17 protein-coding genes and 2 pseudogenes are annotated in these 21,209 nt (G+C 63.7%); 11 read left to right on the forward strand and 8 right to left on the reverse strand.

Features of this window, described 5'->3' with window-relative positions:
• The 5 genes and pseudogenes from QM467_RS16355 to QM467_RS16375 form a co-directional block, all read right to left on the reverse strand.
• Positions 1 to 93, reverse strand: a pseudogene (locus QM467_RS16355) (c-type cytochrome); the annotation flags it as partial.
• Positions 90 to 419 carry a cytochrome C oxidase subunit IV family protein gene (locus QM467_RS16360; RefSeq protein ID WP_283367413.1) on the reverse strand — a complete coding sequence of 110 codons (330 nt, stop codon included), beginning with the start codon at positions 417 to 419 and terminating at the stop codon, positions 90 to 92. The gene QM467_RS16360 and the pseudogene QM467_RS16355, both read right to left, overlap by 4 nt.
• Positions 420 to 422: 3 nt before the next feature.
• Positions 423 to 1,019: a cytochrome c oxidase subunit 3 gene (locus QM467_RS16365; protein WP_283367414.1), complete on the reverse strand. Its 597-nt coding sequence runs from the start codon at positions 1,017 to 1,019 to the stop codon at positions 423 to 425.
• Between the two features lie 131 nt (positions 1,020 to 1,150).
• Positions 1,151 to 2,731: an MDR family MFS transporter gene (locus QM467_RS16370; protein ID WP_283367415.1), complete on the reverse strand. Its 1,581-nt coding sequence runs from the start codon at positions 2,729 to 2,731 to the stop codon at positions 1,151 to 1,153.
• Positions 2,728 to 3,915 carry an HlyD family secretion protein gene (locus tag QM467_RS16375; RefSeq protein WP_283367416.1) on the reverse strand — a complete coding sequence of 396 codons (1,188 nt, stop codon included), beginning with the start codon at positions 3,913 to 3,915 and terminating at the stop codon, positions 2,728 to 2,730. The genes QM467_RS16370 and QM467_RS16375 overlap by 4 nt, the downstream gene beginning before the upstream one ends.
• Before the next feature lie 75 nt (positions 3,916 to 3,990).
• On the opposite strand from QM467_RS16375, the gene QM467_RS16380 reads away from it, so the two are divergent.
• The 5 genes from QM467_RS16380 (at position 3,991) to QM467_RS16400 (ending at position 10,623) form a co-directional block, all read left to right on the forward strand.
• Positions 3,991 to 4,674, forward strand: a complete 684-nt coding sequence (locus QM467_RS16380; protein ID WP_283367417.1) for a TetR/AcrR family transcriptional regulator — start codon at positions 3,991 to 3,993, stop codon at positions 4,672 to 4,674.
• Positions 4,675 to 5,351: 677 nt separating this feature from the next.
• The gene (gene phoU, locus QM467_RS16385) at positions 5,352 to 6,017 is read left to right on the forward strand and encodes a phosphate signaling complex protein PhoU (protein ID WP_283367418.1); all 666 of its coding nucleotides are present in this window, start codon (positions 5,352 to 5,354) and stop codon (positions 6,015 to 6,017) included.
• A gap of 457 nt (positions 6,018 to 6,474) precedes the next feature.
• Positions 6,475 to 8,451, forward strand: a complete 1,977-nt coding sequence (locus QM467_RS16390; RefSeq protein WP_283367419.1) for a hypothetical protein — start codon at positions 6,475 to 6,477, stop codon at positions 8,449 to 8,451.
• Positions 8,448 to 10,055, forward strand: a complete 1,608-nt coding sequence (locus QM467_RS16395; RefSeq protein ID WP_283367420.1) for a PEP/pyruvate-binding domain-containing protein — start codon at positions 8,448 to 8,450, stop codon at positions 10,053 to 10,055. Before QM467_RS16390 ends, QM467_RS16395 begins: the two co-directional genes overlap by 4 nt.
• A 193-nt stretch (positions 10,056 to 10,248) precedes the next feature.
• Positions 10,249 to 10,623 (forward strand): phage holin family protein, encoded by a 375-nt coding sequence (locus tag QM467_RS16400; RefSeq protein WP_283367421.1) that lies wholly within the window; start codon positions 10,249 to 10,251, stop codon positions 10,621 to 10,623.
• Here QM467_RS16400 and QM467_RS16405 read toward each other — a convergent pair.
• From QM467_RS16405 to QM467_RS16415, 3 genes are all read right to left on the reverse strand, one after another.
• Positions 10,620 to 11,666 carry a S1C family serine protease gene (locus tag QM467_RS16405; RefSeq protein WP_283367422.1) on the reverse strand — a complete coding sequence of 349 codons (1,047 nt, stop codon included), beginning with the start codon at positions 11,664 to 11,666 and terminating at the stop codon, positions 10,620 to 10,622. The two genes, QM467_RS16400 and QM467_RS16405, sit on opposite strands and share 4 nt — an antisense overlap.
• Before the next feature lie 475 nt (positions 11,667 to 12,141).
• The gene (locus QM467_RS16410) at positions 12,142 to 12,903 is read right to left on the reverse strand and encodes a slipin family protein (protein ID WP_283367423.1); all 762 of its coding nucleotides are present in this window, start codon (positions 12,901 to 12,903) and stop codon (positions 12,142 to 12,144) included.
• Entirely contained in the window at positions 12,900 to 14,258 is a 1,359-nt protein-coding gene (locus QM467_RS16415; RefSeq protein WP_283367424.1) for an NfeD family protein, read from the reverse strand. Before QM467_RS16415 ends, QM467_RS16410 begins: the two co-directional genes overlap by 4 nt.
• Positions 14,259 to 14,439: 181 nt before the next feature.
• Between QM467_RS16415 and QM467_RS16420 the strand changes: the two genes are divergently transcribed.
• The 6 genes and pseudogenes from QM467_RS16420 to QM467_RS16440 all read left to right on the forward strand — a co-directional run bounded on the left by QM467_RS16420 (position 14,440) and on the right by QM467_RS16440 (position 21,063).
• A complete protein-coding gene (locus QM467_RS16420; RefSeq protein WP_283367425.1) occupies positions 14,440 to 15,159 on the forward strand; it encodes an ABC transporter ATP-binding protein in 720 nt (239 codons plus the stop codon).
• Positions 15,156 to 17,624, forward strand: a complete 2,469-nt coding sequence (locus tag QM467_RS16425) for an ABC transporter permease (protein ID WP_283367426.1) — start codon at positions 15,156 to 15,158, stop codon at positions 17,622 to 17,624. Before QM467_RS16420 ends, QM467_RS16425 begins: the two co-directional genes overlap by 4 nt.
• Positions 17,614 to 18,690, forward strand: coding sequence for a lipocalin-like domain-containing protein (locus QM467_RS16430; RefSeq protein ID WP_283367427.1), 1,077 nt, complete (start codon positions 17,614 to 17,616; stop codon positions 18,688 to 18,690). The genes QM467_RS16425 and QM467_RS16430 overlap by 11 nt, the downstream gene beginning before the upstream one ends.
• Positions 18,691 to 18,893: 203 nt before the next feature.
• Entirely contained in the window at positions 18,894 to 19,415 is a 522-nt protein-coding gene (locus tag QM467_RS19830; RefSeq protein ID WP_342395134.1) for a patatin-like phospholipase family protein, read from the forward strand.
• Positions 19,416 to 19,426: 11 nt separating this feature from the next.
• Positions 19,427 to 19,822: pseudogene (locus QM467_RS19835) on the forward strand (patatin-like phospholipase family protein); the annotation flags it as partial.
• A gap of 176 nt (positions 19,823 to 19,998) precedes the next feature.
• Complete coding sequence (locus tag QM467_RS16440) at positions 19,999 to 21,063, forward strand: MBL fold metallo-hydrolase (protein WP_283367428.1); 1,065 nt, start codon at positions 19,999 to 20,001, stop codon at positions 21,061 to 21,063.
• Positions 21,064 to 21,209: the final 146 nt, after the last annotated feature.

The raw sequence follows: 21,209 nt of genomic DNA on the forward strand, positions 1-21,209 counted from the left end.
ATGGACCGTCAGCCCGACAAAGATGACGAAGAAAAACAGAGACCCGCCATAGAAGATGTTGCGGGCAGTGGATTTGGTCAGAACGTCACTCATTCGTTTCCTCCGGCGAATGTCTGCGCGACGGCTTGCGGCCAGGCGCTATGGGCGGGCGTTGGAAAAATCAGAAAAGAGGCGGCGACCAGCGCCAGCACGGCGACGGCGGCGGCGAAAAACCCCGCCAGTGCGGCGGGAGCGCGAGAAAGTCCGAGATAGAAGCCCAGGACGACGCGGGCCTTGGCGGCGGCCACACCCGCAATGACCACAAGCCAGACGGCGCCGGGCCGCGACTGCGTCAGCGCGTTCGCGGCGAAGGCCATGCTCGCGGTCAGGGCCATCAATTGGCCCCAGGCGAAAACCAGGGAACGGGTCGATGCTTTCATGGCTCACCGCATCAGATAGAGGCAGGGGAAGACCAGCACCCAGACCAGATCGACCATGTGCCAGAAGGCGGTTCCGGATTCGACGGCGGAGGGCGCGGCGCTTCCTGCGATAATCGCGAGAACGATCAGTCCCAGCACGACATGCAGGGCGTGAAAGCCGGTGATGAGGAAATAGAGGGTGAAGAAACCATTGGAGTCGATGTCGGCCCCGGCGGCGAATTCACGCGAATATTCAATCCCCTTGATGGCGAGGAAAGCGACGCCGAGCACGCCAGCCGCGGCAAGACAGGCGCGCGCGCGGCCGCGCCGCCCTTCCTGCGCCGCCGCATTGGCGAAGGCCGCGAATAATCCGCTGGTCAGGAGAATGGCTGTGTTGATCGCGCCCGCCAGCCGGTCGAGACTGTCCTGTGCCGCGGCGAATCCAAGCGGGTCGCGCGCCCGGGCGCCGGCATATCCGAGCAGCGCCAGTCCGAACACGGCCAGTTCGGAAGCGATCAGCACCCACACCAGGGGATGCCCGGGCAGGGCGGACAGCGGTCCCCAGCCGAGATCATGCCCCTGAGCAGAAATTTCCAACTGGCCTGCATCCACATCGCTCATCTGACGGCGCCCTTTCAAGACGCCAGCAATGGGATGTCGAGCGGAGAAAGACCTTGTCGAGGCGCAAGGAACGGCGCGATTGTCGCGACGCGCGGAGGGGCGCGATCAGGGCGCGCTTCCGCGCCGGCTCATCAATGGGCCGCGTCCGGCGCCGGCAACCCGCGCGGCCGTCTGAGGAGCGCGACCGCTCCAAGGCTGATGACAAGACCGACGGCGACGATCCAGAAACCGTCGGAATAAGCCATCACCGTGGCCTCCCGCCGCACCTGAGACGCCAGCGTGGCGATCGCTTGCAGCTTCGCGACGCCCGCGTCGGCGATATGGGCCTGGTACCCCGCGGCGAGGGCCGCGACATGCTCCCGCACATGGATCGCATTCTGCGTGATCCCCTCGGACAGCATGGCGTAGTGGAAGTGTTCCCGGCGGGAAATCAGGGTCGCGAGCGTCGCGATGCCGATGGAGCCGCCAAGATTGCGCATCATATTGGTCAGCGCCGAAGCGTCGGCGGTGTCGCGAGGCGCAAGCCCCGCCGTGGAGAGTTGCGACAGCGGAATGGTGAACAGGGGCTGGCCGATCGCGCGCAGCAGTTGCGGAAGGATGAGCTGGTCGACGCCGACGTCATGCGTCAGCCCGACATTGATCCAGCAGCTCGCGATGAACAGCGCGGTCCCTGCGACGATCAGGAGGCGCGGGTCGAAGCGTTTGAGCAGGAACGGCATGGCCGGGAAGAGCAGCAGCTGCGGCAGCCCGCTCCACATCACGACATAGCCGATCTGCTGGGCGTTATAGCCGAGGATTTGCGCGCAATAGAGCGGGATGATGTAGATCGAGCCGAAAGACACGGCGCCCATCACCGCCATCAGGAAGCAGGAGCCGCCGACCGTGGGGTTCTTGAGGACGCGCAGGTTGATGAGCGGCTGCGAGGCCGCCAGCTGCCGCGCGATGAAGCCGGAAATGCCGGCGAAGGCGAGGACCGACGACCAGACGATGACGTCGGAATCGAACCATTCCTTGCGCTGCCCTTCCTCCAGAACGAAGGTCAGCGCGGGCAGCCCGAGCGCCATCAGCGCGATGCCGGGCCAGTCGCCGTTTTTCAGCTCGCTCCAGCGCGAGGCGACCTTTTCGAGGCCGATCAGCTGCATCGCCACGGCGGCAGGGCCGACGAGGAGATTGATGTAGAACAGGTAGCGCCATGAGAAATTGTCGGTCAGCCAGCCGCCGATGGTGGGGCCGATGGCGGGCGCGAAGGTGGCCGTAAAGCCGAACAGCGCGATGCCGATCGGCTGCTGGGACCTGGGCAGGCGCGAGCGCACGATGGTGATCGCCGTCGGGATCAGCACGCCGCCGGTAAAACCCTGCCCTGCGCGGAAAAGGATCATTTCATGCAGCGTGCTGGAGAGCGCGCAGGCGACCGAGAAGGCGATGAACAGCAGCGTGTTGGCGACCAGATAACGCCGCAGGCCGATCAGGAAGCCCAGCCAGCCGGTCATCGGAATCACGATGATTTCCGCCATGAGATAGGCGGTCGAGATCCAGCTGCCCTCTTCGGTGGAGGCGCCGAGCGCGCCCTGAATGCTGGAGAGCGAGGAATTGGTGATCTGGATGTCGAGAATGGCCGTGAAGGCGCCCAGAATGGCGCCGTACACTGCGATCCAGTCGCGCGCCGTCGCCCGCGCTTGGGAGGCGGCGAAACTCGCGGTCGAGGCGCTCACCGCAGTTCGGCCTGCTTGAACGAAGGCTCGCCGGCTGGCCTGGTATGCACCGTCGCCTCGGCCGACAGGCCCGGCCGCAACTGGCCGATCAGCGGGTCCGACGGATCGAGCGCGATGCGCACGGGAACGCGCTGCACGATCTTGGTGAAATTGCCGGTGGCGTTCTCCGCGGGCAGCAAGGCGAATTGAGCGCCCGTGCCGGGCGAGAAGCTTTCGACGCGCCCCGAGAACGCATGATCGCCAAAGGCGTCGAGCGTAAAGCTGACCTTGTTTCCGACCGAGATCGCCCCGGTCTGCGTCTCCTTGAAATTGGCGACGAGATAGATGGAGCTTCCCATCGGAACGATTGTGAGCAGATTCGTTCCGGCGGTGAGGTACTGGCCCGGACGCAAAGACCTGTCGCCGACGACGCCGTCGACGGGCGCGACGATCCTGGTGTATTCGAGGTTCAGCTTCGCCTGCTCGACCCGGGCGCGGGCGACGTCGATCGCGGCGCGGGCGCCGGCCTCCTGGGCCTTGAGATTTTCGACCTGCTGCTGCGCGGCTTCCAGTGCGGCCTGCGTCTTGTCGCGCGCGGCCCGGCGCTGGCGGAGATCGGAATCGGCCTGCTGTTCGCGCTGGATCGATCCGCTGCCGGCCTGGCGCAGGTTCTGGTAGCGGCCGAATTCCTGCTGCGAGAAGGTCAAGGCGGCGTCGGCGTTGGCGAGATCGGCGCGGGCGGACTCGACCTGAGCGCGCTGTTGCGCCAGATTCGCCCCGACGCTGAGGAGTTCGGCGCTCGCCTTTTCCGCTTCGGCTTCCGCGGAGGCCAGCAGGACTCGATGTTCCCGATCGTCGATCTGCGCGAGCAGGTCGCCGCGGCGAACCGGCTGGTTGTCGGCCACGAAAACCTGCGAAAGAGCGCCCGCGATGCGGGGCGCAATCGTCACCTTGTCGGAATTCAGAAAAGCGTTGTCCGTGGTGATCTCAAAGCGGCCAATGGCCCACCAGCGCCAGCCGAAGCCGCCTCCGGCCGCAAGAGCCGCAACAAACAAGGCCGCCAGGACGATGCGCTTCATATTCGCCTTGCGCGGCGGCCGCGATTGCGCTGGCCCCTTGCCGGTTTCCCGCGCCTCGATATCATCGGCGGCGGGAAATGAGCCCAACGGGGCGTCCTCGAAATCATCCTTGCGGCGAGCGTCCATCTATTGGGCCTTGAATAAAACGAAACGGTAAAGTTAAATTACATCGCGCAATGCGTTTGCGCAAGGAGTCATGGCGTGGCAGGCGAGAAAAATGATGGTGTGACCGCCGTCCGGCGCGGCGGCCGTCCCACCCGTGAAGAAGCGGCGCTCAGGGACATCCGCCTGCTCGAGGTCGCGACACGGCTCTTCATGGAGCATGGCTATGAGGGGACGAGCATGGATGCGGTGGCAGAGGCGGCCGGCGTCGGCAAGCCGACCCTCTACAGCCGCTATCGGGACAAGCGCGACCTGTTCGAAGCGGTCCTCACCGCGCGCATCAATGACTGGCTGCTGCCGATCGCCCAGGTCGCCGAGGGCGAGGGGGGCAAGGCGCCGTCAGGCGATCTGGAAGCCGTTCTGGACGAAATCAGCCGCGCCATGCTGCGCCACATGCTGAAGCCGGGCGCGGGGGCCCTGCAACGGGTCATCGCGGCCCAGAAATTGAAATTCCCGGAACTGGCGCGTTTCGCCTATGAGCAGGGATGGGTGCGCGCGGTTGAAAGCGTCGCAGATATCCTGCGTTCCTTTGCCGCGCAGGGAAGCGTTCATGTGCCCGACACAAAACTCGCCGCGGAGATTTTCCTGAACCTGATCATCGCGCCGACGTCCCGCGCCGCGCTTTATGGCGTCGAGGTCGATCCCGAGCGGCAGGAGGAGCGGCGAGCGGCCTCGGTGCGGTTTTTCCTGCGCGGCCTCGGCGCTCCTGTCAGCTCGGCGTGATTTCGACGACGCAGCGGATTGTCAGGAAGAACAGTCGCGGCTGGCGAGAAGCGCGCCCCGTGGCATTATAGCCCGATCTGCCCAGTGGCGATCATCGCGCCGTCTCGGAAGCCTGTGAGGCGGTTTTCGAGTTCCGCGCGGACAAAGCGCCGATGAAGCGGACGATGTCGTCGAGGAATGGCGCGCGTCACCGCAGCGGGCGGCCGATGGCGGTCACGAGCCCGATATGGCCGATCCCCGGATAGTCGATGCGCTCGACGCGCGCGCCGGTTCCGGTCATCGCATTGGGACGACGTGGTCGCCGCTGAAAACCGCATCAAGCTGGCGGAGGGATACATTGGCGCGCCGCCGACAGTGACAGTCTTTTCCGCGCTCATGGCGCCCTCGGCGAAAGCTGGCGTGGCGAGTGAGGCGGCGAGGGCGGCGGCGATCATGGCGCGGCGAATGGACATGGGCGCCTCCGATGTTTTCCAGGCGAGCTATTCGCCATGGCGGAGATACGGGGCGGGTCTCGGTAAAGTTTCGACGGGGCGGAAAATTCTCGAACCCTGTTTCGCCACAACGTCCAGCCAGGCGAGCGACAAGCCGGCCCGTTGCGATTGCTCTTGGAGATTTGAGCGCCTAAAACGACGCTCAGCGAGTTTCGGCGCCCGACCTTCAGATGACGGATGCTCACCATGACCAGTCACACCGTCAAAGCCTTTGATTCAGAGCTTGAGACCATTCGCGCCGTCATCGCCGAAATGGGCGAGAAGGCCCGGCAAATGCTCTCCGACGCCGCGTCTGCGCTCATGAACCTCGATGTCGGCCTGGCGAAGAGCGTCGCCGCGGCCGACGCGCATATCAATTCCCTGCAACGCAGCGTCGCGGACAAGGCCATCCACACCATCGCAAAAAGGCAGCCGGTGGCGGATGATCTCAGGGAAATCATGGGCGTCGTCCGCATCGCGACCGATCTTGAGCGCATCGGCGACCTTGCAAAAAACATCGCCAAGCGCACAACGAAGATAGCGCTGACGCAGAATATCCAGTCCTGCCTCGTCAGCCTCAAGGCCATGCATGACCGCGCCGCCGACCAGCTCAAGGACGCGCTCGAGGCCTATGCCCGGAGGGACGTCGCGCTGGCCCGGACGATCTGGGAGCGGGACCAGAAGCTCGATGCGCTTGAAGATCTCGCCTATCGCAATCTGCTGACTTTCATGATGGAAGATCCGGCGAATATTCCATTTTGTGTCGAGCTTCTGTTCTGCGCAAAAAATCTGGAGCGAATTGGCGATCGCACCAAGAATATCGCGGAGACGGTCGTCTATGTCGTCACGGGCGAGCCCGAAGTCTACGATTAGCCGAGTCCGCCTCAGGCGCAGGACATCTGTCATAAACTCGTTATGTCGCCATGATACCGTCTCGCCGTCACCGCCAATTTGGATCGACCCATTGGAGGCCGGGGTGCGACAGATCGAGATCAACTCCTCGAGTTACGGCATGCCGGGCAGGGCCGTCGCCGTCGAAGACGGTCAAGTCGTCTGGGCCGGAGCCATCAGAGACATAGCCGACGCCGGCAGTTTCGACGCATTGTTCTGCCATGACGACGACGTGGAGCGGCTTGTCGGCCTGGTAAGTTCGGGAAACCTCCGGGACGCGGACAGCCCACGGATCAAATCTCTCGGCTCATCGCGATAAGATCGAAGAAGCTCAAGCTGGCTGTTCTGTTTATGACAGATTCATGAATGATTTGGCGCATTTTCCGGGGCGTCGATCGCGGCCATAATCGCGCAGGACGAAAGCCGTGAGGACGCCGAAATGGTCAGCAAGGTCGCCATTGTCGAAGAGCTTGGTGAGCGCGCCGTTCTGCTGCCCTCGTTGATCGAGGCGGCGCTGGCGGCCAATGACCGCCTGAAAGTCAGATTGACGATATTGCAGGAGGCCTCCGCCCAAGCCGCGCAGCCAGGGCGGGTCTGTCTTTCGCTGCAACAGGAACGGCGCGCCGCCGGACTGGCCGACCCTGCCTTTGATACGACAATTTCAGGCGCGCGCAGCGTCGACGCCGGCTTTTTCGTCGCCCCCGGCGCCGAGCGCCTCGCGAACGGCCTGGCGGACGATCTGGCGGCGATGTTTGCGCCGCTCGACGTGGCGGAGCCCGCCGCCGCTGCGCCCCTGAAAGCCCGGCTCGACTCGGCGCTGCAAACATTGCCGGATTTTCGCGGCGACCGCGTCGGCCATGCGCAAGTCGCGGGAATCGCCGCCGCCCGGCGCGGCGGCGCCGACAGCCTGCATCTGCTGGTGATGGATCTGCACAAGGCGATCAACCGCCTCGCCGCCGCCACCGCGGTGGAGCTTGTGGATGGCGCGCATACGGCCGGGCTCGATGATGCGGGGCGCCAGCGCGTCAGGGCCTTCATGAGCGGCCTCAACCGCACGGCCGGGCTGGCCTTCGGCCATCCCGGGCTGGCGACGACGGCCGGACGCATCGGCAGGAAGCTCACCATCCAGAACGACATCGGCACGACCGACGCGCATGTGCTGGTCGTTCACGTCGAGGGCCTGACGGCGACGGCGACCTATACCGACGTCCATCGCGCGCGTGCGAAATTCTTCATCTCGCTGTTTGACGATGAGGCGGTCGCGTGGAGCTCGCTGGCCGAGAATCAGAAGCGCAACCTGGCCGAGGGCGAAATCTTCTATCTGCTGACGGGCGTCTATGCGGCGCGGGACCAGGCCGATCTCGACCGCTTCCTCAGCTTTTTCGGGTCGCGCATCGTTTTCCTGATTGATTGGAACAAGGCGCGCAAGGCGCTGCAGACATTCGTCAGCAAGGGCAAGGCGATCGAACTTCTCGCCGACGCCGCGAAAGGCGACGAGGGGCATCGCGCCTTTCTGGAGCTCGGCGGCGCCGATCTGGTCTTTGACGTGATCCGCCGCGCCGCAGCCGGGCGCATCGCTTACGGCGTGCGGCTCGATCAGGCGCTGGGGGAGGGCGAATGCCTCGCCTTCCTGCGCAATGTCCTTCATGTCGCCTGCGAGGGGCTGAAGGACGGGCGTTCGGCTCGGCTCATCCGCGATGAGATGCAGGCCGATCTGTCCGAGCGCCTCGATACGGCGGAAAGCGAATTGCTCGCCGTTGTCCTGCGCCATCTCGGACTGACGCGGATGCTCGCAGGGATGATCGAGACGGCGTTTCTGCCCAATGGGCTGGCGAGCCTGGACGAGCGCCGAGGCTTGTGCGAACGCGCCAGGCAGATCGAGAAAAAGGGCGACCAGCTGACGGTCGCCGCGCGCGAAATCTTCGCCCGCGTGCGAAACGCCGATGATTTGCTGCTGCTGGTCGATCAGGTCGAGAACGCCACCGATTGCTTCGACGAGGCGGCCTTTCTGCTCAGCCTTGCGCCCGACAACGAAGGCGGGGACGCGATGAGCGCGCCGCTGGCCGCGCTTGCCGCCACCGGCCGGGAATGCGTTGGCCATCTCGTGCGCGCGATCGAAGCCGCCTTGCAGATTCCCGACGGCAAGCGGATCGACGCCGCCTTCGCCCTGCAATGCGTGGATGCCGTCATCGCCGCCGAACGCAGCGCCGACATCGCCGAGCGCGCAGCCATCGGCGCCATGATCGGACCGAGCGCCGGCGAGCTGGACGCTTTGGCCAATCCGCCCCGACAGGCCGATGCGCGCAGCCTCGTGCTCGGCCTCGAAATCGCCCACACGCTGGAAGAAGCCACCGACCGGCTCGCGCATGCGGCCATGTCCCTGCGCGACCGGGTTTTGCAGGAACTTTCCGCATGAGCGACCATCATTTCGAGCCCATTTTCATCGGCGTCGGCGCGCCGCCAAAACCGCTTTCCGCGGCGCAGGCCGGATCGAAAGCGGCGCAACTGGCGCGCATGAGCGCGCTGGGCCTGAATGTCCCTCCGGCTTTCGTGCTGCCGACCAGCCTTTGCGCGGGCATTGTCGCGGAGGACGACGCGGCCTTGAGAGCCTTGCGCAAGGGCGTCGTCGCCGGAATCGAAGGATTGGAGGCGGCGACCGGGGCGCGGTTCGGCGATAGCCGTTCGCCGTTGTTTGTCTCCGTGCGTTCGGGCGCGGAGAAATCCATGCCCGGCATGCTGGAAACGATCCTCGATGTCGGAATGAACAACGCCAGCCTGCACGGCCTGATCCGCACGACGGGCAATCCGCGCCTCGCCTTCGATAGCTATCGGCGCTTCCTTCAGTCCTTCGCTGAAGTTGTCGGCGGCGCGGCGGTGGGTCCGTTCGAGGCCGCCCTGGCGCAAATGGTTCAGGCGGAAGGCGTCGCCGACGAGTCCGAACTCGATCCGGAAGCGCTGGAGCGGCTGACCGTTCAGTTTCTGGAGATCGCCGAGGGGCTCTCGGCGGCGGCGCCGGACGATCCCACCGAGCAATTGATGCGCGCCGCGCGCGCTGTCTACCAATCCTGGGAAAGCCCGCGCGCGAAGGAATATCGCCGTCTGAACGCGCTCGAAGACCTGCAAGGCACGGCCGTCACCGTTCAGGCGATGGTCTTCGGCAACGCCGGCGGCGATTCCGGCGCAGGCGTGGCGTTTTCCCGCGATCCCGCGACCGGGGCGAAGGGGCTCTATGTCGATTTCCTCGCCGACGCGCAGGGCGAGGATGTCGTCTCGGGTCGGCGCACGCCCTCAGACGCGGCCTTGCTCGCGTCGCGCATGCCGAAAATTGCGCGGGAACTGGAGCAAGGCGCTCAGACGCTGGAGAAGGCCTGCCGCGACGTTCAGGACATCGAATTTACCGTCGAGCGCGGGCGGCTCTTTTTCTTGCAGACCCGCGCCGCCAAGCGCACGCCGCGCGCCGCGCTGAAGATCGCCGTCGATCTGGTCGAGGAAGGCCTCATCGATTGCAAGCTTGCGCTGGAGCGGGTCGCCGGAATCGATCCGGCCCAAGCCGGAGCGGGCCGCTTCGTTCAATCTGCGCCAGCTCTGGCCAAAGCCGTTCCGGCCTCGCCCGGCGTCGCCTGCGGACGGGTCTGTTTCACCAGCGAACAGGCCCAGGCGACGGCGCGCAGCGAGCCGGCGATCCTCGTCCGCCGCGACACCTCGACCGAAGACGTCGCCGGTTTTGCGGCGGCCGCCGGCATTCTGACCGCGATTGGCGGGCGCACCGCTCATGCGGCGGTGGTGGCGCGGCAAATGGGCAAAGTCTGCCTTGTCGGCTGCCGCGCTCTGGTCATTTCCGCCGATCAAAGCCATGCCAGCCTTGGCGGCCAGGAGCTGCGCCAGGGCGACTGGATCGCGCTCGACGGCGCCTCGGGCGAAATTTCCCTCGGCCGCCGCGATATCGCGGTCGAGACGCCCGTCGAATATGCCAAAATTCAGCAATGGATGGATGAACGGCGCGATAGCGCTATCTTATGACCTGGCTGCGTGGGATGGATCGGACACAAGGCCAGCCAGCATCCGCGCTTCTCGATGGCTGGCTCGCCAATATCGGCGCCGCGCCCGTTTTGGGCCGCCGTCCGAATTTGCGCGGGAAGCAAGCGGGCCGCTTGTTGATCGCAGCCGGGGGCGATAGACAGGACCTCGGCCAACAAGACTGTGGACCACGCCAATGATCGGTTTCCTCATGCGGGCGGCAATCGTCGCCCTCGGCCTTTGGCTTGCATCGCGCATTGTGCCGGGGGTCGAAATCCGCTCGAATGAAGCCCTGATCTGGGCGGCGCTGCTTCTGGGCCTCGTCAACGCCGTCATCAGGCCGATCCTCGTCATCCTGACATTGCCCATCACCGTTCTGACGCTCGGATTGTTCCTGCTGGTCGTGAATGGCCTGATGGTCGAACTGGTCACCGCGATCTTGTCAGATTTCGTGGTCCACGGCTTCGGCTCGGCGGTCCTCTGCGCGCTCGTCGTCAGCCTGACCAGCTGGTTCGTGTCCTGGTTCATTGGCCCGCGTGGCAAGATCGAAGTCGTGATCGTCCGGCGTTAAAGGCCCCGCCGCTCGATGGGCGCGATCCAGACCCGCCGCTTTTCGCTTCGACGCAGAAAATCGACCGAGCAGACACGCTGGAGCTTTTCCGCGTCGAGGCGGCGCACCAGATCGCTCGCGCCCAAAATTGCCGCGCCATCGACGGCGAGGATCACGTCTCCGGTCATCAGGCCCGATTGGTCAGCCGGCCCCCGCGATTCAACCCGGGTCAGAACGGCGCCCGTGTCCTGCGTCAGCTCATGTCGCAGGACGAGGCGTCTGGGCAGGATATGCGTCGCCGCGCCCACCCCGATATAGGCGCGCCGCACCCGTCCATGACGGATGATTTCGCCGAGAACGAATTCCGCAGTGCTCGATGCGATGGCGAAGCAGATGCCTTGCGCGCCGCTGATGACGGCCGTATTGACGCCAATCACCTCGCCAAGCGACGAGACCAGCGAGCCGCCGGAATTGCCCGGGTTCAGAGCCGCGTCGGTCTGGATGACGTCCTCGATCATGCGGCCATTTTTGGAGCCGAGCGAGCGGCCCAGCGCCGAAACGATTCCCGCCGTCACGCTGGCGTCAAAGCCCAGTGGATTGCCGATGGCGACGACCAGCTGGCCGCGCCGCAAGGCCTTGGAATCGCCAAGGCGCGCTGCGGGAAAAATCGCGTTTTCCTCGATGCGCGCGAGCTCCAGGTCCGTATCGAGATCGCGGCCGAGAATGCGAGCGGAAAACTTGCCGCCGTCGAGCGTCGAAACCTCCGCCGTTCTGGCGGCGTCGACGACATGCGCATTGGTGACCACGAGGCCGTCGGGCGAAACCAGAAAACCCGAACCGGAGCCAATGCGCCGGCCGTCCGCCCGACGCGTATCGAGCCGAACGACGCTCGGCCCGACCGCATCGACAATGGAGGTCACAGCGTCGGAATAAGCGTCGAGCATGACGCGCTCTCGCGCGGCCGCGTTGTCCGGCGGCGACATTATGCCCTCCGGGCGCGACGCCGCCTCATCGCCGAGGCTATCGCCCTCGTCGAGGCTGAATTTCAGGGAATGGTCGAACATCAACAGCATATGGGCGGGTTTGGCGCCGCCTTCAAGGCGCGCGCCATTGGGTCGTCCAAAGCAATGAAGCCCTCTCGAAACGAAACGCTTTGACCATCGCGCAGGATCGCGTTTTGCGTCATATAGGCCATGAGGCCGCACGCCATCTGTCCTGACAGAAGCAAACCGCGGCGAACAAGACGTGACTGGACGCACCTGAAAAATGACCGAACAAGCCCAGTTAGGCGAAACTATCAGCGGCATGAGCCCTTGGCGGTTTTCCATCGCGCCGATGATGGATGGGATCGAAACGGCGGGAAAGAGCTTCTAAAACAGAATGCTATAATTGACGCGCCAGACCGTGTCGTAAATGTTGTAAGGCCGAGCTGCGTCGAAATCGGCGGTTGAGGTTCGCGTCACCATCGCTGCGGCCGATGACAGGCGGAGGTCGACTCATCGCGTTCACGCCCTCGTCGTGGCGATTCAGCGGCGCCGATTACTCCGCATCATGCCGCGGGGCGAAATGGCCGATCAGGTCCACCGGCAGCGGGAAGACCACTGTCGATGTCCGATCGCCCGCGATATCGTGCAATGCGGCGAAGTAGCGAAGTTGCATGGACTGCGGCTCCCGCGCCAGAATCCTGCCGGCCTCGACCAGTTTTTCGGCCGCTTGCTGCTCGCCCTCGGCGTTGATCACCTTGGCGCGGCGCAACCTTTCGGCCTCCGCCTGTTTGGCGATGGCGCGAATCATATTTTCGTTGAGATCAATGTCCTTGATTTCGACATTGGTGACCTTGATGCCCCACGCCTCGGTCTGCAGGTCAAGCACCTCCTGAATGTCGGCGTTGAGCCGGTCGCGTTCCGCGAGCATTTCGTCGAGCTCGTGCTTGCCCAACACCGATCGCAGTGTGGTCTGGGCCAATTGGCTGGTCGCCGCGAGAAAATTCTCGACCTGGATGATCGAACGCTCCGCGTCGATGACGCGGAAATACAAGACGGCGGTCACCTTGACCGAAACATTGTCGCGCGAGATCACGTCCTGCGGCGGCACGTTGTGGACGACGACGCGCAAATCGACCTTCACCAACTGCTGCACGAAGGGCACGAGCAGGATGAGGCCGGGGCCTTTGACGCCCGTGAAGCGTCCCAGGGTGAAGATGACGCCGCGTTCATACTCCCGCAGGATGCGAATGGCCGCGAACAGGAACGAGAGGACGATGGCGACGAGGACGACAAACGCCAGAAGATCGAATGTCATCGGAACTCTCCGATATTTGCTGTGAGGTTCGCCGGACGCTGCACCAGCAGGGTTAAGCCTTGGCAATTCGTCACTTCGACGGCCTGCCCCTTGTCGAAGGTCTCTTCGCCTTGCGCACGCCAGCGTTCGCCCCGGACGAGGACATGACCGGCGCGGCCGCGCCAATCGAGGATTTCAGCGGAAAGTCCGCGCATGGCCGGGCCGCCGACCCGAGCCGGGAGGCGGCGCGCCGCGATGAGCCCACGGCCGACGAATGCGATCAGGGAGAAGATCATCGCCGCTATGGCCGCGACGAAGATCCACGATACTTCGAAGCCGGGTGGCTCGACCCTGAAAAGCGTAGCAAGGCCGAGAATGAAAGACGCTAGTCCGCCGAGGCCGACGACCATCGTCGGATGAAAGGCTTCAACCGTCAGCAAGACGACGCCGAGCAGGACAAGGGCGAGCCCGAAATAATTGATCGGCAGCAGGTTTAGCGCGTAGAACCCGATCGTCAGGCAGATCGCGCCGATGACGCCCGGGGCGACGGCGCCCGGGTTTGACAGTTCGAAGATCACGCCATAGACGCCGATCAGCATCAGGATGATCGCGACATTCGGGTTGGTGATGATCGACAGAAACCGGATGAGCGGCGCCGGCTCGATGGGTTCGACTGGCAAATTCCTGGTGAGGATGTCGACGCGGCCGACGCCGACGATGTTGACGGTCCGCCCGTCGATCTTCTCAAGAAGCTCGCGCTGATCGCTGGCGATGAGTTCGATGACGCCGGCCTGCAGCGCGGCGCTCGCGGACAGGCTGACGCCGTCGCGGACGGCTTTTTCGGCCCAGTCGGCGTTGCGTCCGCGCAACTCCGCGAGACTTCGGATGAAGGCGACGGCGTCGTTGACCATCTTGTGGGCCATCACGTCATCATCCTTCTTGTCGCCGTCCGGAAGGCCCGGAACAGGGCCACCGACCTGAACCGGCGTCGCGGCGCCGAGATTGGTTCCCGGCGCCATCGCCGCCACATGGGTTGCGTAGAGAATATAGGTCCCGGCGCTTGCGGCGCGACCGCCGGAGGGCGCGACATAGCCGACGACGGGAATAGGGGAAGCGAGCAGGTCCGCGACGATATCGCGCATGCTTTCGACCAGACCGCCAGGCGTGTTCAAACGCAGAACGATTACGGTCGCGTGCCTCTCTCGGGCTGTCGTCAGGGCCTCGCTCACATAGCGGGCGGTCGCCGGCCCGATCGGTCCGTCGATGGCCACACTCACCGCGAGCCCTGCATCGCTATTATCGGTGGCCGACGCGGGCCCGAGAACGGCTATCCAGAAGGTGGCGACAAGCGCCGCAATGAAACTCGCACGCGTCACTGTCGCGCTCCATATATTCTTCCTAGTTAGATGGGGTCGTGGCCGCTGCTTCGCCAGCGTTTCCATTGCGAGGTCGCGCAGATGTTGGCTGCGGCCCCGGGATTGCGCGCGGGACTGATATTTCGTTATCGGCCAGCCGTTCGGAAGTGCTAAGACTGGCGCGCAACAAGGGCGCTAAAGCTTGAGCAGCACTGCTCCGACCGGGACGAGCTTTTATACGGAAAGCGCAGCGGCGACGTCGCTGCTGCGCGTCATCGGGTTGAAGAAGAGTTTTGCGACGCCTCAAGGGCCGCTCGCGATTCTGAAGGGCGTCGATCTTTCGCTCGATGCGGGCTCGAGCATCGCCATAATGGGGGAATCCGGCTGCGGAAAGAGCACGCTCGTGCATCTCATTGCGGGGCTGGATGAAGCCGACGCGGGCGAAATATTTGTCAACGGCGTCGCTGTAGCCGCGCTTTCGGACTTCGGCCGCGCCGCGCTCCGGCGAGAAACATTGGCCATCGTGTTTCAGCAGTTCAACCTGATTCCAAGTCTGACGATCCGCGCCAATATCGCCTTCCAGGCGCGTCTGGCCCGTCGTCTCGATCCGAAATGGCAAGAGGAATTGATCGACCGCCTCGGATTGGGAAGTCTCACGGAACGCTATCCCGAACAGCTATCCGGCGGGCAGCAGCAACGCGCGGCCATTGCGAGAGCGCTTGCCGCGCGTCCGCGTCTGCTCCTGGCGGATGAGCCCACTGGCAACCTCGACGAAGGCACAGGCGACGATTTCATCAAGCTGGCGATCGAAGTCGTCGCGGCGACAGGTTGCGCTTTCTTGATGGTCACGCATAGCAGACGCCTGGCGGCCAGGCTTGAACGGCAAGCAAAACTCAGCTCGGGAGTGATCAAAGAGCTGTGAGACCATTTTTTTGGACGCTCGTCGCGCTCCTGAGCCACTGGCGCCGGCATCCGGCCAATTTTGGGGCGCTTCTCGTCGGCTTGGCCGTCGCGACCGCGCTTTGGAGCGGCGTCCAGGCTCTGAACCAGCATGCGCGCGCGAGCTATGACCGCGCCGCCTCCCTGTTTGGAACCGCTGGCGTACAAAGCCTCGTCGCAGCGCGCGGCGGACTGATTTCGCAAGACCTGTTCGTCAAGCTGCGGCTGGCCGGCTGGAAGGTCTCGCCCGCGCTCGAAGGAACAATTCGGATTCGCGGCGCGCCATTCCAGCTGATCGGAATCGAGCCTTTGTCGCTGCCGCGCGGAACCGAGTTCGCAGGCGTGACCGGCGAAAACGCGCTCGGCGACTTTCTCGAGCCGCCCGGGCGAACGATCATCGCGCCCGAGACATTGCGCGAATTGGCGGCGCCGGAAGGCGCCGCGATCGTCATCGATGGCGGCAAGACGCTGCCTCCGATCAAGGCGCTCTCCGGAGCGCCGCCGGGAATTCTGGTGGTCGATATCGGGGTCGCTCAAGCAGTGCTCGACAGGACCGGACATGTGTCCCGACTGATCGTCAAGGAGAGCTCCGGCGATGGCGTCCCGCCGCTCGCAGGGGTCGCTGGCGACGTGCTCCGCGTCCTCCCGCCGCGCGAGGAGGCCAGCGATATTCGACGGCTCACCGACAGCTTCCATCTGAACCTCACAGCCTTCGGCTTGCTCGCTTTTCTCGTCGGCCTTTTCATCGTTCACGCCGCTTTCGGCCTGGCTTTTGAACAGCGCCTCGCGATGGTGCGCACTTTGCGCTCGGTCGGCGTTTCTGCACGGGCTCTTGTCGCCGCCATGTTCGGCGAACTGGCGCTGCTTGCGCTGATCGCCGGCGGCGCCGGCATGGGCCTGGGCTATGGGCTCGCCGCCGCGCTTTTGCCTGATATGGCGGCAAGTCTGGACGGGCTCTATGGGGTGCGGGTCGCGGGACAGCTGACGCTCGATCCGGCTTGGTGGATTTCAGGTCTTGGCATCGCTGTGATCGGCGCGCTGGCTGCGGCGGCGGGGGAGCTTTTCAAGGCTTTTCACTTGCCGGTTCTGAAGGCGGCTCAGCCTTTCGCCTGGCGTCGGGCCGAGCAAATCTTCTTGCGGCGCCGGTCCATTCTCGGCTGTTTCGGATTGGCCGCGGCTTTGATCGCTTTTCTCTACGGCAACGGGCTTTATGCGGCTTTCGGAGGGATCGCCGGCCTGCTCCTTGGCGCGGCGCTGTTGTTGCCGCTATTGCTCGCTGGCGCTTTGCGCCTCGGCGAGAAAACGTCGTCCGCGCCGCTCGCGCAATGGTTCTGGGCCGACAGCCAGCAGCAACTCCCTGGCCTTTCGCTGGCGTTGATGGCGCTGCTGCTCGCTTTATCGACCAATGTCGGCGTCGGCGCGATGGTCGAGGGATTTCGCAAGACGTTCACGCAATGGCTCGATGAACGTCTGATCGCGGAAGTCTATTTCGAAGCGGCGGGCGATTCCGAGGCGCGACAGATCGAATCCTGGCTCGATCAGCGGCCAGAAATCATCGCCATCTTGCCGGTTTCAAGAGCGACGATCCAACTGGAGCATTGGCCGGTGGATGTTGTCGGAATGAAGCCTCACGAAACCTATCGCCAGCATTTTCCGATGCTTTCCCAAGTCGCGGACGCGTGGGACGACTTCGAGCGCGGCGATGGCGTGTTTGTCAGCGAACAACTCGCGCGGCGACTGGATCTCGCCCTCGGGTCCATGCTCGAAATCCCTACCGCCGGTGATCGTTGGCGCGCCAAGATCGTTGGCGTTTTTCCCGACTATGGCAATCCAAAAGGACAGCTGCGGGTCGATCTCGCTTCGCTGATGCGACATTGGCCCGACACGCCGCGCAGGGCCTATAGCCTCAGGGTGGCGCCGAAAGCGGCCTCGAATTTGATCGACGCCATGCAGACGGAGTTCGGTCAGCAGATCGCCCGCATCAGCGACCAGGCCGCGCTCAAAAGACTTTCCATGACTATTTTCGAGCGCACCTTCGCGGTGACGGCGGCGCTGAATATCCTGATGCTCGTCGTCTCCGCCATCGCGCTCTTCGCCAATTTGCTGACTCTCAGCAACGTTCGTCTTGCGCAGCTTGCGCCTGTCTGGGCTGTCGGAGTCGCGCGCGGGCGCCTCGCGCAATTGGAATTCCTGCGCGTTCTTCTGCTCACCGCCGCCACCTCGCTTCTCGCATTGCCGCTTGGGCTCGCTTTGGCGTGGTGCCTCGTCGCGGTGGTGAACGTGCAGGCTTTCGGCTGGCGTCTGCCGTTCCACCTTTTTCCGGCACAGCTCGCCCAAATCATCGCGCTGGCCTTGCTGACGGCCGCCGTGGCCGTAATTTGGCCGGTCATTCGTCTGGTCAGAACCACTCCTGCTGACCTGCTCAAGGTTTTCGCAAATGAGCGCTAGACGCGCCCTGTTCATTCTCGCCGCATTCCTCGCGCCCGTCATTGAGACAAGCGCGTTCGCGGATGGCTTTGCGGGATTGGGAGGCGAAGCCAAGGGATTTGCCGAGGTCGTCGAAGGAACGCCTATCGTTTTCCCGCGCGATTTCGGCCCTCACCCTGCCTTCCGCACGGAATGGTGGTATCTGACCGCCAATCTCGAAGACGCCGCGGGCGCCTCTTATGGCCTGCAGTGGACGCTCTTTCGTCAGGCCAGCGCGCCGGGAGACGAGCGCCAGGGATGGGCGATCCAGAACATCTGGATGGCGCATGCCGCCGTCACAAATGCGAAGGAGCATTTGTTCGCCGAAACCTTCGCTCGCGGCGGCGTCGGGCTGGCCGGCGTGACCGCCGAGCCCTTCCGGGCCTGGATCGATAATTGGCGTTTTTCGAGCCGTGATGACGCGCCCGGCGCGGGCCTTGCGCGAATGATGGTCGAGGCCGCTGGCCCGGATTTCCGCTACAAGCTCAATCTCGCCGTCGACAGGCCGCCCGTCCTGCATGGCAAGAATGGCTTCAGCGTCAAGTCGGACGATGGGCGCGCCTCTTATTATTTCAGTCAGCCGTTCTTCAAAATTGATGGCGTCCTCGTCATTCGCGGGCAGGAGATCAAGGTATCCGGTCTCGCCTGGATGGACCGCGAATGGAGCAGTCAACCTCTGACGGCGACGCAGAAGGGGTGGGACTGGTTTTCGCTGCATTTCACGAATGGGGAGAAGGTGATGGTCTTCCAGCTTCGGGACGAAACGGCCCGCGCCTTTCGCGCCGGGACGTGGATTCACGCTGACGGAACGTCAGAAGCGCTCGACCGCGACGACATTGCGCTCACGCCGCTTTCGCGAATTCATCTCAACGGCCGAACGCTTCCAGGCCAATGGAAGCTCACGGTGAAAAGTCGCGGCGTCGAAGTCGAGACCACGCCTTTGAACGCCGATAGCTGGATGGCGACACGTTTTTCGTACTGGGAAGGACCCATCAGCTTTCGTGGCTCGCACGAGGGAAAAGGCTATTTGGAAATGACCGGTTACTGACATTTTGATTGGAAATTGGGGCTTCCCGCCGGAAAGGTTGCGGCTGCCTGCAGGCGCATCAGGATGCCTGAATCCACGTTCTTTGGCGCCCCCGAAGGGCGCAGGGCCAAATGGACGTGCGCCGCAGGACGATCTTTTTGCGCGTGAATGACGTAACAGGGCTGGTTGTTGAGGCGAAATGACCCGTAGGGAGGGTCGAGGCGATGGAAACGCGTCATTTCAATTCCGACGAAATCCAGCCGAGGAATGTCAGGGCGCAATGCGGTCAGATTGTTCTTGTGTTTCAAGGTGGCGGCGCACTCGGCACCTATCAGGCGGGCGTCTACCAGGCGTTGCATGAGGCAGGGATCGAGCCGGACTGGATCATCGGCACATCGATCGGCGCCATCAGCGCGGCTTTGCTGGCGGGCGCCAAGCCCGACGACCGACCCGGCAGATTGCACGAATTCTGGCGGCGAGTTCAGCGCGCCGAGTTCGCGCCGGTGGCGCCGGCCACCGGTTTTGCCGCCAATTGGTTGGCCAATATATCGACCGTTTTCGGCGGATTGCCGAACTTCTTCGCGCCCTGCCCAGGCGCCTTTCTCAATCCGCTGTTTCCTCTCGGGTCTGAGAACGCAGGTTATTATACGACGTCCGCGTTGAAATCCACCTTGGGCGAGAACTCGTGGATCTCGCCCAGCTCAATAGCGGAGCGCCCAGAATTACCGTCGGGGCCGCGAATGTGAAGACCGGAAAAATGCATTATTTCGACAGCCGGTCCAATCGGATCGAAATTTGCCATGTCATGGCTTCCGGCGCGCTTCCACCCGCCTTTCCGGCTGTGCGCGTCGGCGAGGACCTCTATTGGGACGGCGGCATATTGTCCAATACGCCCATCGAGGCGGTATTCGACGACAATCCGCGGCGCATCTCCCTGGTGATTTCGGTACAGATGTGGCAACCGCGCGGTCCCGAACCCAGCTCGATTTGGGACGTGATGAGCCGGCACAAGGACGTCCAAGACGCCAGCCGCACCGACGCGCAGATCTTGCGCCAGAAACAGATCCATCTGCTCCGGCATATCATCAGGGATTTGGCGGTCCTGGTGCCGGAGGACGTCCGAAACACGCCCCAAGTCAAGGAGATGGCGGCTTATGGCTGCACGACGCGCATGCATGTCGTGCGGTTGCTCGCGCCGACAAAGCGTCTTGCTCGACGATCACGCGTTCGACTTCCTACCGGGCGCATCCATTCACACCGAAAGCTCAAGGAAATACGATCATGTCGGCTTTCAGGATCTGGCGATGGAAAGCGGCTCGCGCATCGCGCATGTCTGGCAGGACGCAAACGGCTGGTTCGCGGTTTTTGGCCTTCAATCGGATGGACTCGACGCCAACGCCGACCGCGTTTGAAGGAAGCGCTACGCGGGGCGATCGTTCGTGGTGTCATTTGTTGCTTGTGGTGGTCGCAACATTTCTGGTCTTCGCCTCATCCAATGCGGCCCGCGCGCAGGAGAGCGAGCACAATGCATCTGCGCCTTCCCTCGAACTGGTGACGCTCGGCTCAGGAGGGCCCGGCGCCTTGGGTCGCGCGGGGGCGAGCCATCTGATCCTGATCCACGGCGAACCGCGGATTCTCGTCGACGCCGGCCCGGGATCCTTTGTCCGGCTGGGCGAAAGCAAATTGTCGCTGGACAAGATTGATATCGTGCTTTTGACCCATCTGCACTCCGATCATGTGAGCGAACTGCCGGGCATGATCAAGGCGCGCGCCGTTGCTTTGCACAGGCCGATCCGCTTCAGAGTTTTCGGCCCCGAGGGCTCGGGAAAACAGGGCCAAATCACCTATTTTCCATCGACGCGCCGCTTCATGGATTTGATGTTCGGCCGAGAAGGCGCTTTCGCCTATCTGCCGGACTTTGCCGGGCGGATCACGTTCGAAACCGTCGATCTCCCGGCGCGGACCGGCGCGCAGGATAAGCCGCAAGTGATTTTTGACGAACAGGGACTGACGATCCGCGCGATCCCTGGACACCATGGCGACGCGCCGGCCGTGGCCTACCGGATCGACTATGGCGGGAAGCAGATCGTGTTCAGCGGCGACATGGATGAGAAGGGGCTCGACAATTTGCGCAAATTAGCCAGCGGCGCTTCGCTCCTCGTCTTCAACAGCGCGGTGCTCGATCCGCCGAAAGCGCCGCCGATTCTTTATTCGTTTCATTCGCCGCCCGGCGCCATAGGACGCGTCGCCGCGGAGGCCAAGGTTTCGGCGGTTTTGTTGGCGCATCTTTCTCCGGCGACCGAGCAAAATCGGCAGGAAGTGGAAGATTCAATCCACGCATCCTATTCGGGGCCTGTGAGCTTCGCCGAAGACAAGCTTCTCACGCGGCCATGACCGTTCCGGACAGGATCTGACGTTGCCCCACGTCTTGTCCAGCTCTGAGCTTGCATTGACGGTTGGTCTTCGCCGTTGAGGAGCGGTGAATGTTGCGGGCCGGCGCGAAGCCGTCGGCCTTGCATAGCGCCGCCCCCCGTGCCGAA

This window comes from Rhodoblastus sp. 17X3, from assembly GCF_030056575.1.
Lineage (GTDB): Bacteria > Pseudomonadota > Alphaproteobacteria > Rhizobiales > Beijerinckiaceae > Rhodoblastus.